This window comes from Halochromatium sp. NSM3, from assembly GCF_059621085.1.
Genome location: NZ_JCAQIA010000056.1, coordinates 1 through 15,656 on the forward strand (window position 1 = coordinate 1; position 15,656 = coordinate 15,656).

The 15,656-nt window shown below is 63.5% G+C and carries 15 protein-coding genes; 10 read left to right on the forward strand and 5 right to left on the reverse strand.

The window, feature by feature from the left end; genetic code table 11:
* From AC54T3_RS16270 to adk, 3 genes are all read left to right on the forward strand, one after another.
* A partial coding sequence (locus AC54T3_RS16270) for a circularly permuted type 2 ATP-grasp protein (RefSeq protein WP_496626365.1) occupies positions 1 to 266 on the forward strand: 266 nt, incomplete at its 5' end.
* Between the two features lie 169 nt (positions 267 to 435).
* A complete protein-coding gene (locus tag AC54T3_RS16275) occupies positions 436 to 1,380 on the forward strand; it encodes an alpha-E domain-containing protein (RefSeq protein ID WP_496626366.1) in 945 nt (314 codons plus the stop codon).
* Positions 1,381 to 1,527: 147 nt separating this feature from the next.
* Positions 1,528 to 2,193, forward strand: a complete 666-nt coding sequence (gene adk / locus AC54T3_RS16280; protein ID WP_496626367.1) for an adenylate kinase — start codon at positions 1,528 to 1,530, stop codon at positions 2,191 to 2,193.
* Between the two features lie 74 nt (positions 2,194 to 2,267).
* On the opposite strand, the gene AC54T3_RS16285 is transcribed toward adk, so the two are convergent.
* Both AC54T3_RS16285 and AC54T3_RS16290 read right to left on the reverse strand, forming a co-directional pair.
* Positions 2,268 to 3,113 carry an SAM-dependent methyltransferase gene (locus AC54T3_RS16285; RefSeq protein ID WP_496626368.1) on the reverse strand — a complete coding sequence of 282 codons (846 nt, stop codon included), beginning with the start codon at positions 3,111 to 3,113 and terminating at the stop codon, positions 2,268 to 2,270.
* The gene (locus tag AC54T3_RS16290) at positions 3,110 to 3,925 is read right to left on the reverse strand and encodes a glycine/sarcosine N-methyltransferase (RefSeq protein ID WP_496626369.1); all 816 of its coding nucleotides are present in this window, start codon (positions 3,923 to 3,925) and stop codon (positions 3,110 to 3,112) included. The genes AC54T3_RS16285 and AC54T3_RS16290 overlap by 4 nt, the downstream gene beginning before the upstream one ends.
* A gap of 320 nt (positions 3,926 to 4,245) precedes the next feature.
* On the opposite strand from AC54T3_RS16290, the gene AC54T3_RS16295 reads away from it, so the two are divergent.
* Genes AC54T3_RS16295 through AC54T3_RS16305 form a run of 3 tightly spaced genes read left to right on the forward strand, consistent with a single transcriptional unit; the run spans position 4,246 to position 7,448 of the window.
* Positions 4,246 to 4,758, forward strand: coding sequence for a MarR family winged helix-turn-helix transcriptional regulator (locus AC54T3_RS16295; RefSeq protein WP_496626370.1), 513 nt, complete (start codon positions 4,246 to 4,248; stop codon positions 4,756 to 4,758).
* A gap of 57 nt (positions 4,759 to 4,815) precedes the next feature.
* On the forward strand, positions 4,816 to 6,765 hold the full coding sequence (locus AC54T3_RS16300; protein ID WP_496626371.1) for a DUF294 nucleotidyltransferase-like domain-containing protein: 1,950 nt from the start codon (positions 4,816 to 4,818) through the stop codon (positions 6,763 to 6,765).
* Positions 6,766 to 6,776: 11 nt separating this feature from the next.
* Entirely contained in the window at positions 6,777 to 7,448 is a 672-nt protein-coding gene (locus AC54T3_RS16305; RefSeq protein ID WP_496626372.1) for a 3'-5' exonuclease, read from the forward strand.
* A gap of 141 nt (positions 7,449 to 7,589) precedes the next feature.
* On the opposite strand, the gene AC54T3_RS16310 is transcribed toward AC54T3_RS16305, so the two are convergent.
* Positions 7,590 to 7,907, reverse strand: coding sequence for a c-type cytochrome (locus AC54T3_RS16310; protein ID WP_496626373.1), 318 nt, complete (start codon positions 7,905 to 7,907; stop codon positions 7,590 to 7,592).
* 161 nt (positions 7,908 to 8,068) lie between these two features.
* Here AC54T3_RS16310 and AC54T3_RS16315 point away from each other — a divergent pair, with 161 nt between their 5' ends.
* Together AC54T3_RS16315 and AC54T3_RS16320 are read left to right on the forward strand one after the other, a co-directional pair.
* On the forward strand, positions 8,069 to 9,433 hold the full coding sequence (locus tag AC54T3_RS16315; RefSeq protein WP_496626374.1) for an efflux RND transporter periplasmic adaptor subunit: 1,365 nt from the start codon (positions 8,069 to 8,071) through the stop codon (positions 9,431 to 9,433).
* 285 nt (positions 9,434 to 9,718) lie between these two features.
* Positions 9,719 to 12,847, forward strand: coding sequence for an efflux RND transporter permease subunit (locus AC54T3_RS16320; RefSeq protein ID WP_496626375.1), 3,129 nt, complete (start codon positions 9,719 to 9,721; stop codon positions 12,845 to 12,847).
* A gap of 5 nt (positions 12,848 to 12,852) precedes the next feature.
* On the opposite strand, the gene AC54T3_RS16325 is transcribed toward AC54T3_RS16320, so the two are convergent.
* Both AC54T3_RS16325 and AC54T3_RS16330 read right to left on the reverse strand, forming a co-directional pair.
* Positions 12,853 to 13,119, reverse strand: a complete 267-nt coding sequence (locus tag AC54T3_RS16325; protein ID WP_496626376.1) for a transposase — start codon at positions 13,117 to 13,119, stop codon at positions 12,853 to 12,855.
* 200 nt (positions 13,120 to 13,319) lie between these two features.
* Entirely contained in the window at positions 13,320 to 14,195 is an 876-nt protein-coding gene (locus AC54T3_RS16330) for a TauD/TfdA family dioxygenase (RefSeq protein ID WP_496626377.1), read from the reverse strand.
* A gap of 152 nt (positions 14,196 to 14,347) precedes the next feature.
* Between AC54T3_RS16330 and AC54T3_RS16335 the strand changes: the two genes are divergently transcribed.
* Together AC54T3_RS16335 and AC54T3_RS16340 are read left to right on the forward strand one after the other, a co-directional pair.
* Entirely contained in the window at positions 14,348 to 14,785 is a 438-nt protein-coding gene (locus AC54T3_RS16335) for a DUF2490 domain-containing protein (RefSeq protein WP_496626378.1), read from the forward strand.
* A 50-nt stretch (positions 14,786 to 14,835) separates the two neighbouring features.
* Positions 14,836 to 15,639, forward strand: a complete 804-nt coding sequence (locus AC54T3_RS16340) for a peptidase C39 family protein (RefSeq protein ID WP_496626379.1) — start codon at positions 14,836 to 14,838, stop codon at positions 15,637 to 15,639.
* Positions 15,640 to 15,656 lie beyond the last annotated feature (17 nt).

The window sequence follows — 15,656 nt, forward strand, 5'->3', positions numbered from 1 at the left end:
CCCAGCCAACCTTGAAGCTTTCCACGGTACCAACGGTGATCAAGATTACCCTGGAACCCCGCCATGTCGATCTGCGGCCGTTCATCCTCTCCGCCGATCGTCAGCAGGTGACCATGGGCGGGCTCACGCGAGTAGCGCTGCGCAAGGGCTCGCTGGTGGTCAACTCATCCCAGGGCGGCGGCAGCAAGGACACTTGGATTCTGCCGGAGGCGGCACCGAGCGAGGCACAGATGCAGAGCCAAAACCAGAGTCAAACGCAGGCGTAGATACAGGGCAAGTTTGGAGGCTCGACTCAGCGTAGACGCCACCGCCAAGTGCCGCCATTTTAGAAAAACGCATGATGATAAAATAAGAAGGACTCTTATTTTAGGTTTGGCGCTGCTGGCGCTCAGGCGGCTGGATAATGTCTTCACCTTAGATCGATCAGGTACCACCATGCTCTCCCGCGTCGCCGAGACCCTCTACTGGCTTGCTCGCTATATCGAGCGTGCCGAAAACACTGCCCGTATCGTCAACGTCAACGCCAACCTGCTGTTGGACTTGCCCAAGGGCATCGCGCCCGGCTGGAAGCCGTTGGTCGACATTACTGGCGCCAATAGCCTGTTCGAGGAGCACTACAAGGACTATGGCGAGCGCCAGGTGATGCGCTTCCTGCTTGGCGATGAGCGCCATTCTGGCTCGATTCTCTCGGCGCTCGCGGCGGCGCGCGAGAACTGCCGCACCATCCGCGACTTCGTGCCGCGTGAGGCCTGGGAGCAGATCAATGGCTTGACGCTGTTCGCCCGCGAGGGGTTGCAGAAGGGACTGACCAAGCATGGCCGCCACCCCTTTCTGCGCGGCTTGATCACCAATAGCCAACTGATCAATGGACTGCTCGACGGAACCATGCTGCACGATCAAGGCTTCGAGTTCCTGAAACTCGGCCGCTATCTGGAGCGCGCGGACATGACCACGCGCATCGCCGATGTGCACTCGGCCACGCTGCTGCCGGATGCCGACGAGGTGCGCCCCTACGACAACATCCAGTGGGTCAGCGTGCTGAAGTCGTTGACCGCCTATCAGATGTATCGCCGCAGTACCCAGATCCGGGTGCAGCGCGGGCCGGTGCTGGGCTTCATCTTCAAGAGCCCGCGCTTTCCGCGATCGCTGCGCTGGTGCATCGACCACACGCGCATCTGTCTCGAGCGGCTGCCGCGCAACGAAGCCAGTCTGCGGGTCAACGGGCGCTTGGTGCGCGCCCTGGATTCAGCCGAGCTGGACGGCTTCAGCCAGAAGGAGCTACATGATTTCATTGATGAGCTGCAGCTCGGGATCGCCGATCTCCACGGCGAGATCGCTCAGACCTGGTTTCCGCCGCTGGTGTCGGCCAGCGCTGCTTGATGCGCCTGGGGTCGGCGGATCCAGCGCTGATCAAGGATTGATCAAGGGGCTGATCAACCTGCGGGCGATTGCGTCATGCAATTGCCGTGGCCCAGCCGCTGTGGCAGCCTAACCGGTCGATTTACCACGACCGGAGGCAAGAAAATCATGCGCGTTATCCTGCTCGGCGGACCGGGTGCTGGCAAGGGCACCCAGGCCGGCTTCATCAAGACCCATTTCAATATCCCGCAGATCTCGACGGGAGATATGCTGCGCTCACACGTCAAGGCGGGCACTGAGCTCGGGCAGGCGGCGAAGAAGATCATGGATGAAGGCGGGCTGGTCTCGGACGAGATCATCCTGGGGATGGTCAAGGAACGCATCAGCGAACCGGATTGCGAGAACGGGTTCCTATTCGATGGCTTTCCGCGCACCCTGGCCCAAGCCGATGCGTTGAAAGAGGTGGGGGTGCCGATCGACGCCGTGGTCGAGATCGATGTGCCGGACGAGGAGATCGTCAAACGCATGGCTGGGCGTCGCGTACATCCCGCGTCCGGGCGCACCTACCATGTCGAATACAACCCGCCGCGAGAGAAGGGCAAGGACGACGAGACCGGCGAGACGCTGATCCTGCGCGATGACGATAAAGAAGAGACGGTGCGTGCGCGACTGAAGGTCTATCACGAGCAGACCGAGCCGCTGATCGCCTATTACTCGACCTGGGCCGAGAAGGGTGGTGATGGGGCGCCGAGCTATTTGCGCGTCGACGGTGTTGGGGGGTTGGGCGTGATCCGCGACAAGATCATCGCTGGCCTTGAGGCCCAAGCGCGCTAAAACCCGGCCGGCGGGATGCCGGCCAGGCTGTGTCAGGCAAGCGGTGCCGCAACGGCACCGCTTGAGCGGATCGCTTAGGCGGGCTTGCGGAAGTGGATGATGCCCCAGCTCAGATAGCCGTTGCGTCCACCTTCGACCCAATGGTCGAGCCCGGCGAGCATGCGCTCGACGTAATCGTCCGAGACCTTGCCCTTGAGCGCATCGCGCTGCTCACGCAGCGTCTCGGCGACGCGTGAGTAATGGGTGATGAGGTTCTCGGTCATGTCCAGGATCTCGACCTCTTCCCAGCCCAGCCGCTTGGCCTGTTCGCGGTAGAACGCGAATGAGCCCAGGCTCGAGAGATGGATGCGGTCGAAGATCGGCTGCAGCACACCGTCTGGACAATCGTCGGCCTGCATCGGATCGGTGAAGATCAGCTCGCCGCCGGGCTTCAGCACCCGGTCGATCTCATCCATGACCTTATCGCGATGACCCGAATGCAGGATCGCATCCTGCGACCAAGCAACATCGAAGCTCGCATCCGGCGCCGGCACATCCTCGAAGCTGGCATCGACGACCTCGATCAGGTGGTCGAGACCGGCGGCCTGGTTCATCTCGCGGTCGCGCTGGTTCTCGGCCTCGCTCAGATTCAGCGCCATGACCTGGCAGCCGAAACGCTTGGAGAGATGGCGCGCGGCGCCGCCATAGCCAGCGCCAAGGTCAATCACGCGCGCATCCGAGCGCGAGAGCGGCGCGGCGATGCGGTCGGCGATGCGCTCAACGGTGCGAGCCGAAGCAGCCGCGATCGGCTCCTCGGCGCTCTCGTAGAGGCCGATGTGGATATCCTCACCGCCCCAGACGTGATAGTAGAAGTTGTCCGCGTCTTCGCTGTTGTAGTAGCTGCGCGCGGTCTCAACGGCCTCGGAATACGACTGATTCATCCGTTACCTCCAAGATAAGCCTTCTCGGCAAAATGAATGAAAAAGTCTGGCTCTGCCTCCCGGTAGGTCTCCTGGAAGTCGCCGTAGGTATCGACGCGTTGGAAACCGACCTCTTGCATCAGCCGTTGCACATAGGTCTTGCGCAGCGGAAACATATTCAGGTGATAGCTCGAGCCGTCGCCGAAGCTGTACTTGAAGCGCGCCAGTGACTCGTCGACATGCTCGGGCTCGGCCCGCACGCTGTCGCCGCAGTAGTAATAGTTATGGGTCGGCTGAACCTGATGATCGAGCAGCGCGTCGTAGTTGCGCTGATCCAGCACCAGGACGCCGTCGTGCCGGAGCGTGGCGTAGAACTCGGCGAGCGCCTTGCGCCGATCGGTCTCCTCGTGCAAGTGGGTGAAGGAGTTGCCGAGACAGATGACGGCGTCGTAGAGATCATGCACGCTCTGGTTCAGCCAGCGCCAGTCGGCGTGGATGGTGCGCAGGATATGACCGCGCTTGCGTGCGTTCTCGAAGGCCTTGGCCAGCATCACCGGGTTGCCGTCGGCGCTGGTGACCTCGAAGCCGGCCTCGAGTAGCTGCACCGAGTGATAGCCGGTACCGGTGGCGACGTCGAGCACCTTTTTGGCGCCGCGCTCGCGTAGCTTCTCGATGAAGAATTCGCCTTCGGCCTTGGCGCGACCGTCCCAATCGATCAGCTCGTCCCATTTGTCGACGAAACTCTCGATGTATTCTTCCTGATACTTCTCGCTGTCGCGCACGGCGAGCGGGTCTTTACCGTAATTTTGTTGTGTTGCTGCGGATTGCTGCATGGTCTGGCTCCCTGGAAATGGGCTGCGCGAAGCACCGCGCCGACGCTCAATGAAGTGCGCGGCATAGCGTGATGAGACGGCGGTTCGCGAGCAGAGTGAGCCGTTCCGCGCTGCCTCGGGGGATGGGCGGAAGAACGGCGAAGAAGCGACTATGATACATCGTACCCGAAGCTTTTGGAACGCCGACTAGGGCCTTCAGGCCATAAATCGCGCTCTAGGACTTTAATAACATCATGATAACGATGGTTTTATCCTGAGTTCCGGAGCGCTCTCGGCTTGTTGAAATTCTTTTGTGACCAAATATTGACGGATGGGTGACGATGACGACTGCAGACAGCCGTTGTGATGAGGTGTTGGTGGCCCTGCGACGGGTGATTCGGGCGGTTGGGCTGCATTCTCGCCAGCTCGAGCGCAGCCATGGGCTGACCGCGCCGCAGGCGTTGGTGTTGAAGACCATCATCGATCTTGGGGAGGCATCGGTGGGCACCGTGGCCAAGCGCATCAGCCTGAGTCAGGCGACGGTGACCGATATTCTGAATCGGTTGGAGAATCGCCAACTCGTGGTGCGGGCGCGCAGTTGCGAGGACCGACGCCGGGTGCTGGTCAGCGCCACTGAGCAGGCGATTGCGATCATGGCGCGCTCGCCACCCTTGCTCCAAGAGGCCTTTGTGCAACGCTTCCTGGCGCTCGAGGAGTGGGAGCAGAACCTGCTGATCTCGTCGCTGCAGCGGATCACCACGCTGATGGGTGTCGAGCAGCTCGATGCATCGCCGGTGTTGGTGGCCGGGCCGGTGGCTCAATCCAACGACGAAAGCTTCTCGGATCTCGGCTAGTATGCCGCTCAACAATCATTCCGTGCCCAGATGCCGAGATCCTGAGATCGCTAGCTCGTGAAGACTGCCAGCATTGCTTATCGCGTCGCCGATTTCCTGCGCCGCCATCCGCCGTTTCAGTACCTCGAGGAGTCGGAGCTGCTCGAGCTGGTCTCGGGTGGCCGGGTGATCTTCCACGAGGATGGCGAGCTGGTGTTCGAGCACGGTCAGAAGCGCCGCCCCTATATCTCTGTGATCCAGAAGGGGGTGGTTCGCCTGGTCGATCACAGCGTCGACGAGGCCAATGGCGAGGTGGTCGAGATCTTGCGTGATGTGCGCGGCGAGGGTGATCTGCTCGGGATCGGACGCTATCTCGGGATCACCGAGCACACCCACACCGCGCGCACCGAGACCGAGGTCATCCTCTACGCCCTGCCGGCGGATCTGTTCTGGGAGCAGATCAAGCGCTATCCGCGCGCCAGCCACTTTATGGCGGCCTATTTCAGGGTGGCGATCACGCCACCCGGCCTCGATGGCGATCCGTCTCGCGCCGATGAGTTGCGGCTCGGGCGGCGACCGGTCGACTGGATGGCCAAACGGGTCGAGCACTTGCCCAGCGCGGTCACCTGCGGCCTCGAGACCCCGGTGCGCGAGGTCGCGGCGCGCCTCGCTGATCAGCCGCCGGGTGCGGCGGCAGTGGTGGTCGATGGCCAAGGCGCGCCGCGCGGGTTGATCTCGACGCGCACGCTCAGTGATCGCGTCGCTAGCGCGGAGCTGCCGCTGGAGGCTCCGGCCGCGCGGCTAATGGCGCCGGTCACCGATGTGCTGCGCCCGGGACTGCCGGCCGGTGTCTATCTGACCCGCATGCTCGAGTTGCAGCTCGAGCATCTAGTGCTGACCGAAGAGGGCTGTCATCGCGGGCCGGTGCGCGCGGTGCTGGCGCGGCGCGATCTGGCCCGCATCGAGGCCGCGGCACCGCTCGCCATCGTCGAGGACATGGCGCGCGCCGGCGGTATCTACGCGCTGTCCGGCCTGTTGGCGCAAGGCCAGGCCTTCATTGCGGCCGGGCTCACCGATGCCGAGGCGCTGCGCTGGCTGGCGCCGATGGCGACCGCGCTCTACGCGGCGGTGCTGCGCCGCGTGGTGGTGCTGGTCGAGGGTGCCTTGCTCGCCGAAGGCCATGAGATCCCCGACCTCAAGCACTGCTGGGTGTTCTTCGGCGCCGCTGGGCGCGGTGAGCTGACGACGCTCTACGACCTCGACCATGGGCTGATCTATGACGAGCCCGAGCCCGATCAGCGGCGTGCCGCGCGCGGCTATTTTCTCGAATTGGGCCGTCGAGTCAGCGCCGCGCTCGCCGCCTGCGGCTTCGTCAGCACGGCCAAGGGCATCGTCTCCGGGCATCCGAGCGCTTGTCGCTCGATCAACGAGTGGGAGATCGGTTTCAGCCACTGGATTCGCCAGCCGCTCGAGAGCTGCGTCTATCGCGCCACCTCGTTCTTTGATCTGCGCCCGGTGCATGGGGATTGCACGTTAGTCGCACGCTTGCACCAGCATATCCACAGCGAAGAAGATCAGAGCCCCGGCTTCGTGCCCTTGCTGGTGGCTGATTCGATGGCCAATCTGCCGCCCTTGACCTTCTTCCGTGGCCTGGTGATCGATGATGACGGTCGCTATACCGAAACGCTCGATCTGCAGCGCGCGACCTTGCAGCCGGTGGTCGATCTGGCGCGCGCCTTGGTCTTGGACGCCGGCATCGATCAGCCCGTGGGCACGCTCGAGCGTTTACAGGCGCTCTCCCCCGAGGACGCGGACGCGGTGGCCTTGGTGCAAGAGACCATCGCGGCCTTTCGCAACGCGCTCTACTACCGCACCCGCGCTGGCTTATCCAGCCATTCCGATGGCAGCCAGATCGAGCCTTCCAAGCTGACCAGGCTCGAGCAGAATCTGCTCAAATCAGGCTTTCGGACCGTGCTCGGGCTGATGGAGTACATGGGGAAGCGCTACGGTGTGGCGCCAAGACGCTGAGAGACACCGAGATGACCGACACCCCATCGCTCGCATCGACACTGGTCGACTACCGCTCGGCATTCGCGCACACCTGGAGTGACGAGGAGGGGCTCGAGCAGGTGCGCTTCTGCGTGCTGGACTGCGAGACCACCGGGCTCGATCCGAAGCGCCATCGCATCGTCAGCATCGGCGCGGTGGCGGTGACCGAGGGGCAGATCGATCTCGGCGACCACCTCGAGGTTCTGTTGCGCGTGCGCTTCAATACCGCCGCGACCCTGGTGCATGGCATCACCCGCAGCGAGACCCAGCATGCGCTGGACGAGTCCGAGGCGCTCTCAGCGCTGCTGCGTTATCTCGGCGATGGGGTCATCGTCGGCCACCATATCGGTCATGATCTGGCGATGATCGACGCCGCCTTGGCGCGCTATGGCGACGACCGGTTGCGCAATCGGCATCTGGATACGGGTCAACTGACACTGGCCCTGATCGAGGACGGTGCCTTCGGCCCCGAGCCGGGGCTTGAGGAGCTCTCGCTGGATGGGCTGTGCCGGTTCTTCGGGGTCGTCCCGCACGACCGCCACACGGCGCCTGGGGATGCCTTTCTGACCGCGCTGATCCTGCTCAGATTGCTGCGGGTCGCCGCGCGCTCTGGCCGCGCGACCCTGGCCGGACTGCTGCGCCCGCCAACGCCAAACGGTTAGGCTGGTGCTGGGTGTGCGCGTCGCGTTCGCTCAGTGGCGGTTGGCTTGCTGGTGGAGAAACTCAACCGCAGCGACCATGTATTCAACCGCAGCCTCGATTTGGCGATTGGTCAGGCGCTCATTGCCACCGCGCGGTGGCATCTAGTACTTGCCGTCCTCACCCTTGATACCCTGGAGCGGGCTCTTGAACAGGGTCGGCACGCCCTTGGCGATGCGTGGCTCCCAGTTGGGATAATCGGTCACCGCTGGCGCGCCAGCAGCGCCCATCAGATGGCAGGCGCGGCAGGTGCCCATCCAGACCGAGCGCCCTTCGGCCAACACTGGATCGGCAAAGCGCGGCATCTCGAAGCCGGCGGCTGGCTCGGATGGACCGGGATCACAGGCCTGTAGGAGGCTGCCGCCGGCGAGGACGAGGCAGAGTAAGCGCCGGTGCGTTGGACTGGTGGTGATCGTCATCATGTCTTTTTCGTGTCTTTTTCGTATCGGGGGCAGGCCAATATCTCGGGCTAGGATGCCACAGGCAGCCACCATCTGGACCCCCATCTGAACTGGGAACTGGCGTAGGGCTGGACGGGCGAGCGAATGACGGTCCTGTTCCGCCTGCTGACTGGAGATCTCTGATGTCGACTCGCTTCTCTCGCTGCCCTGATGAAGGCGGCTTCTCGCGCTTGTTCCTGTTGGCCTGCGTGCTCTCGATCGGCCTGGTTGCTTGCGGCGCCGAGCTTGGCGCCGAGCCTGGCGCCGAGAGCGAGACTCCGAGTGAGTCGGCCGCAGAAGCAGCCGCTGATTCGCCGATGGAGCACGCGGCGAAGCACCTCGACCCAAAATACGTCTGCCCGATGCATCCGCAGATCATCCGTGATGAGGAGGGCACCTGCCCGATCTGCGGCATGGACCTGGTCAAGAAGATGATGGACCCAATGACCGGCAAGTATCCGGAGGTGGCCTTGACGCCGGCGGTAGTGCAGACGCTTGGGGTGCGCACCGCGCCGGTTGAGCGCGGCACGCTCTGGAAGTACATCAAGACGGTGGGTCGTATTGCCTACGACGAAACGAAGTTGGCGCATGTGCATCCGCGTGCGGAGGGCTGGATCGAGTCCCTGAGCCTGCGCGCCGAGGGCGAGCCGGTGCAGGCCGGACAGGAGCTTGCCGAGCTGTATGCGCCGGCGATCCTGAGCGCGCAGGTGGATTTCCTGCTGGCGCAGGATCGCAATGCGGCCGATCGGCGCCGGGTCAGCGCGGATAAGGCGCGCAATATCCTGCGGCTGTTGGATGTGCCGGATGATGTGATCAGTGCGATCGAGCGCGATGGCGAGGCGCGCAACCGGGTGCCGATCCGGGCGCCAATCGACGGCATCGTCACCCAGATGATGGCGCGCGATGGGATGTATGTGACCGAGGCGAGCGAGATGTTCACCATTGCGGATCTGAGCCAGGTCTGGGTGATGGTCGACATCTATGAGTACCAGATCGATTGGTTGACTGAGGGGTTGTCGGCGGAGATGCGGGTGCCGGCGCGGCCGGGGCGGACCTGGGAGGGCAAGGTTGATTATCTCTATCCAGAGCTGGACCCGGTGTCGCGGACGCTGCGGGTGCGGCTGGTGTTCGATAATCCTGATCTGGCGCTGAAACCGAATATGTTCGCCAATGTGGTGATTTACGGTGGGCCGAGGCGCGAGGTGCTGAAGATTCCAGCCGAGGCGCTGATTGCCACTGGCGAGCGCGAGAGCGTGGTGACGGTGTTGGAGGATGGGCGTTTCCAGCCGGTCGATGTGGTGATCGGGATGCAGCGTGGCGACGAGGTTGAGATCCTGTCTGGGCTAAGCGAGAGCGACGAGATCGTTGTCTCCGGCCAGTTCTTGATCGATTCGGAATCGAATCTGCAGGCGAGCTTTCGGCGGATGTCTGATGGTGGCGGTTCGGGTGTGAATGATGATATCGGTGCTGGTGGCATGGACGCGGGAGGGGCTCATGCGAATCATTGATGCTGGTTGGGGTGCTTATTTCGCTCGGTTGTCGTTGCTTTCGAGACAGGGGGTGCAGAGCCTTGAGCGTGGCGGTTTGGGCGGCCGGGTAGCGCCCGGCGGGGGACGCCGTGAATCCGTCCTTGGAGGCTTGAGCGCAGCATCCTTGCTGCGCACACCCCCGCGGGGCGCTACCCGGCCACCCCTTGCGGGTGTTGGTGCTGGCTCGGCGATGGGCGGTGCGGTGCTCAATGGTGGCACAGGCATTTGGCTTGATCGGTCTTTTGCGACCCTGAGGGTTGTGCTGTGAAGTCGGTGATCCTTTGGTCGATCAAGAATCGCTTCTTGGTGCTGCTTGCGGCGGTGATGCTGACCGGTTGGGGCATCGTAGCGGTGAAGCAGACGCCGCTGGATGCGATCCCGGATCTGTCCGATGTGCAGGTGATCATCAAGACCAGCTTTCCGGGGCAGGCGCCGCAGGTGGTCGAGCAGCAGGTGACCTATCCGATCACGACGACGATGCTGTCGGTGCCGGGTGCAAAGGCGGTGCGCGGCTACAGCTTCTTCGGTGATTCGTTCGTCTATGTAATCTTCGAGGACGGGACCGATCTGTACTGGGCGCGGGCGCGGGTGCTGGAGTATCTGAATCAGGCGGCGGCGGAACTGCCGGACGGGGTTGAGCCAAGGATCGGGCCGGATGCGACCGGGGTTGGTTGGGTCTACAGCTATGCGTTGGTAGACCGCACTGGTCAGCATGATCTGGCCGAGCTGACCAGCCTGCAGAACTGGTTCCTGAAGTTCGAATTGCAGTCCGTGCCTGGGGTTTCGGAGGTGGCGACGGTCGGCGGCATGGTGCGCCAGTATCAGATCGTCGTCGATCCTTCGAGGCTGCGCGCCTACGGCATCCCGCTGCAGCGGGTGATGGATGCGGTGCAGGGCGCGAACCGCGAGGTCGGCGGTTCGGTGCTGGAGTTGGCCGAGGCCGAGTATATGGTGCGCACGCGCGGCTATCTGACCTCGCTCGAGGATATCGAGCTGATCGCGGTCGAGAGCACCGAGGATGGCACACCGGTGCTGCTGCGCGACATCGCCCGGGTGCAGATCGGCCCGGAGATGCGCCGGGTGGTCGCGGATCTGGATGGTGAGGGCGAGATCACTGGCGGCATCATCGTGATGCGCTCCGGCGAGAATGCCTTGGCGACCATCGAAGCGGTCAAGGGGCGGCTGGATGAGTTGAAGGCCGGTCTGCCGGATGGGGTCGAGATCGTCGAGACCTATGACCGCTCGCAGCTGATCCTGGCGGCGGTCGAGAACCTGCAGATCAAACTGATCGAAGAGTTCATCGTCGTCGCGCTGGTCTGCGTGGCCTTCTTGCTGCATCTGCGCTCATCGCTGGTGGTGATCATCAGCCTGCCGCTCGGCATCCTGGTCGCCTTCATCATCATGCAGGCGCAGGGTATCAACGCCAACATCATGTCGCTCGGCGGCATCGCGATCGCGATCGGGGCGATGGTGGATGCGGCGATCGTGATGATCGAGAACGCGCACAAGCATCTCGAGCGCTACGAGACCGAGCATGGCGAGCGTCCGCGCGGTGAGCAACATTGGCAGGTGATCGGCGAGGCGGCGAGTGAGGTCGGTCCGGCCCTGTTCTTCTCGCTGCTGATCATCACGCTGAGCTTCCTGCCGGTGTTTACGCTGCAAGCGCAGGAAGGTCGGCTGTTCGCACCGCTAGCCTTTACCAAGACCTATGCGATGGCGGCGGCGGCCGGGTTAGCGGTGATCCTGGTGCCGGTGCTGATGGGTTATCTGGTGCGCGGACGTATCCCGAACGAGATGCGCAATCCGCTCAACCGTGTGCTCATTTGGCTCTATCGGCCGCTGCTGCGGGCGGTGCTGCGCTGGCCAAAGTCGACCCTCCTGGTCGCGCTGCTGGTGCTGGCGAGCACGCTGATTCCGCTCGCCGAGTTGGGCTCCGAGTTCATGCCCGATCTCTACGAGGGCGATCTGATGTACATGCCGACGACGCTGCCGGGGCTGTCGATCGGCAAGGCGCAGGAGCTGCTGCAGCAGACCGATCGGCTGATCGCGACCCTACCCGAGGTCGAGCGGGTGTTCGGCAAGATCGGCCGCGCCGATACCGCGACCGACCCGGCGCCGCTGACCATGATCGAGACCCTGATCCAGCTCAAGCCGGAGTCCGAGTGGCGCGAGGGGATGACGGTCGACAAGCTGATCGAGGAGCTGGATGCGACGGTCGATCTGCCGGGTCTGACCAATGCCTGGGTGATGCCGATCAAGACCCGCATCGACATGCTCGCGACCGGCATCAAGACGCCGGTCGGGATCAAGATCGCCGGGCCAGATCTAGCCGAGATCGAGCGCATCGGGCAGGCGGTGGAGCGCGCGGTGTTGCAGGTCGAGGGCACCACGTCGGCGTTCTCGGAGCGGGTCGCTGGCGGCCGTTATGTCGAGATCCGCCCCGATCGGCTGGCGGCGGCACGGGTCGGGCTCAACGTCAGCGATATCAATCGCGTGGTCGCGGTGGCCATCGGCGGGGTCAATCTAACGCAGACGGTCGAGGGCCTGGAACGCTATCCGGTCAATCTGCGCTTCCCGCGCGAACAGCGCGATAGCGTGCAGAAGTTGCGCGAGCTGCCGATCGTCACGCCAACCGGCGCCCAGATTCCGCTGGCGCAGGTCGCCGAGGTGGTGATCGCCGACGGCGCGCCGATGCTCAAGAGCGAGAACGGGCGCCTCAACGGCTGGACCTTCGTCGACATTCGTGGGCGCGATCTCGGCAGTTGGATCGAGGAGGCTAAGCAAGTGGTGAGCGAGGAGGTTGAGCTGCCGCCTGGCTACTCGCTGGCCTGGTCCGGTCAGTACGAGTACATGGAGCGCGCGCGCGAGCGGCTGAATCAGGTGGTACCGGTGACCCTGGCGATCATCTTCCTGCTGCTCTATCTCGCCTTCCGCAGCGGCGGTGAGGCGCTGATGGTGATGCTGTCCTTGCCGTTCGCGCTGGTCGGTGGCTTCTGGCTGATCTATCTGCTCGGCTACAACCTCTCGGTCGCGGTTGCGGTCGGTTTCATCGCGCTGGCAGGGGTCGCCGCCGAGTTCGGCGTGGTGATGCTGGTCTATCTGGACAACGCGATTGCGCAGTGGCGCAAGGAGGGCCGGCTAACGAGCGTCGATGAACTCAAGGGCGCCATCGAGGAGGGCGCCGTGCTGCGCATCCGGCCCAAGGCGATGACGGTCGCGACCATCTTTGCCGGCCTTTTGCCGATCATGTTACTCGGCGGTATTGGATCTGAGGTGATGCGCCGCATTGCCGCGCCGATGGTCGGCGGCATGATCACCGCGCCGCTGCTGAGCCTGTTCGTGATCCCGGCGATCTATCTGTTGTGGCGGCAGCGGGTGCTGGGTAAGGGCTAGAGGGATCATGGCTCTGTCCGCTGGCGTCTTTGGGCAAGTGCACGGATCTGTCGGGAAAGGTCGCCGGGGATGTCGTTCAGATTGACCTGCTGAGCCAGGGCCAGCAGCAAGGCGCAGAGCTGAGCCAGATCCGCCTGCGGATAGCCGAGGGTGTTGAGCTCGGAGTGGAGATGGCCCTCGAGCTTTTGAAACGCCGTCTCGATGGTCCAGCGCCCGCGATAGAGCGCGGCCACGGTGGCGGCATCGGCCTGCTCGGCGGGCAGGTGGGTCAAGACTGCACGGGCTGCTCGAACAGCGCGCCATCGCCACCGTTCCGATACCCGGGCAGGCGCTCGGCCCGGGCACCGCCAAGTTCGTCGATCAGCTGCGCAGCGTCGCAGGACACCGTCAAACATCCGGTCATCAGCTCCAGGGTTGCTAGAAGATGACTATAGATGACAATAGGTTAGCATCACCTTTTATGACGCCAGGCTCAGGTGCCCTGAATGCGATCGTAGTAGCGCGCCCGATAGAGCAGTCTTGGTGTGTCCCCATCGCTGAAGCCGGTGCGGGTGTGCAGCACATTGTTGCTGATCAGTCCCCAGCCGGATTCCAGACGGCCCTGTAGATGCCAGTCCGTGTCGCGCTCGAGTGTCGCTTTCAGGTAGGCCACGGCCTCACGGGTCAGCGGATCATCGCGCCAGCTGATATTGCGCGCTCGATTGGTGTAGCGCATGTGCAGCTGGCCGTCGGCGCGGATCGAGAACACCGGGCCGGTTCGATCCGGGCGCACCTGCTCGCCGTCGACATAGCTCGCCGGGATGGTCATGCAGTCGGGGCGCATCAGCGCGCGGATGTACTCGGGTGATTGATCGCGCACCAGGATGTAGGCGATCTCGTGATCGAGCAGATCGTTGGCACCGCCCTGCTCAGCGGGGTGGACGCAATGCAGCAGCAGGCTGTCGATGCGCTGTTCGGGCGCGTTGTAGTAGCCGTCGGTGTGCCAGGCGATGGGGCGGTTGGAGTAGGGGATGTAGTCGCGATGCCGGGCGTCGGTCTGCACCGTTAGCGAGGTGATGGCGTCGTCGTCGGCGCCACGGTTGTGGTCGAGCCGCTGCAGCCCGAACGCGGCGCCGAGTTGGGTGGGGATGGCCTTGTTTGGATCATCGCCGGTCTTGCCGATGTAGATGGCCATATTGGCGCGCTGGCAGCGCTCGAGGATGTCTGCCTGCTCGGCTGGCTTGAGTTGACGCGGGTCGTTGATCTCGACCACGAGATCCTCAAGCCGGGTCGGTGCTTCGGCGAGCTTGCGCTCGCGCCAGCGCTGATAGGCGCTCTCTGCAGCGAGATCGAATGGCGATGGGGGCATTGGTGATGCTTCGGTTCAGCGAGTCGGTGACGCCCATTCTCTCATGGTCAGCAGGGTTTTGGCCGAGGTTGCCTGGCTAGATGCTGAGCCTGCCTGCGTATAGACTCGACCTGTTGATCCTCACGGACCCTCTTGGTTCAGTCCAGTTGCGAATGCTCGAACCCAATCCGACGCTACCGCCCCGACCCTTTGTCCGACAACGCGGCATCATTGGGATGCGACGATTGTTGGCCGCCGTCGTTGCAAGCTTGGCGCTGCTCCCGGTGGCGCCGCCGCTGATGGCTGAGCAGGATGCCGGTGCCAGCTACAACCTGCTATTGAAGGCCTCGCTGAGCGATGACTGGTTCCTCATCTCGCGCTCGAACCTGGCCTCGCGAAACAATCTTGAGGACAATTTCCTAGCCTTTACGGGTCTCGGGATCGGCTACCAGCTGAACCCAAGCTTCAGCCTGCGTCTCGGTTATCGGCGTGCCTGGTTTCGCTTTACCGACGACTGGCAGCCCGAGAATCGTGGCTACCTCGAGGGCTATTCGGGCGATGACTGGGCCAACCGCAATGTCTTGGTCACCGGAATCAATCTGTTCTTTTAGCGCCCCGCCCGACTTGCGTTCGTTGTCGAGCGCAGCCTTGGTGATCGCCGATGTTGTGCACAGGAACGAGGCAAGCGATGCGGATGCGGTCGGCAGCAGTGGCGGATATCAACGCGTTGCTCCAGCTTGAGATGGCGAGCTTCGACAGCGACCGGCTGAGCCGCCGGCAGTTTCGCTACATGCTCACCCGTGCCCATGCCCAGACCCTGGTGGCCGAGGATGGCAATGGTCTGCTCGGCTACGTCCTAGTCTTGTTCAGTCGCGCGACCTCGGTGGCGCGGCTGTACTCGATCGCCGTCGCTGAGCAGGCGCGCGGCCAGGGCGTCGGACGGGCGCTGGTGGCCGCCGCCGAGAAGGCCGCCTGGGCCGAGGAGCGTGCCTATATGCGCCTGGAGATCCGGCGCGATAACACCGCTTCGCAGGCGTTGTTCGAGGCTGTTGGCTACCGGCGCTTCGGGGTGCTCTCGGATTATTATGCCGACCACATGGAGGCGCTGCGCTACGAACGGCGGCTCTCGCCCGATTGCAAGCCTGCGCTCAGGCGCGTGCCGTTCTACGAGCAGACGCTCGACTTTACCTGCGGACCCTCCTCATTGATGATGGCGATGCAGGCGCTGCGGCCGGAGGTCGAGCTGACGCGCACGTTGGAGCTGCGGATTTGGCGTGAGTCCACCACCATCTTCATGACCTCGGGGCACGGCGGTTGCGGGCCCTTGGGGTTGGCACTGGCCGCTGAGGCGCGTGGCTTCGTCGCCGAGGTCTTCGTCAATGATCCCGGTGTGCCGCTGATCGATTCGGTGCGTAGCCCGGAGAAGAAGGAGCTAGACTCTAGTGTTGCGCAAAGTGCGCGATAGTGTACTATTATCTCATG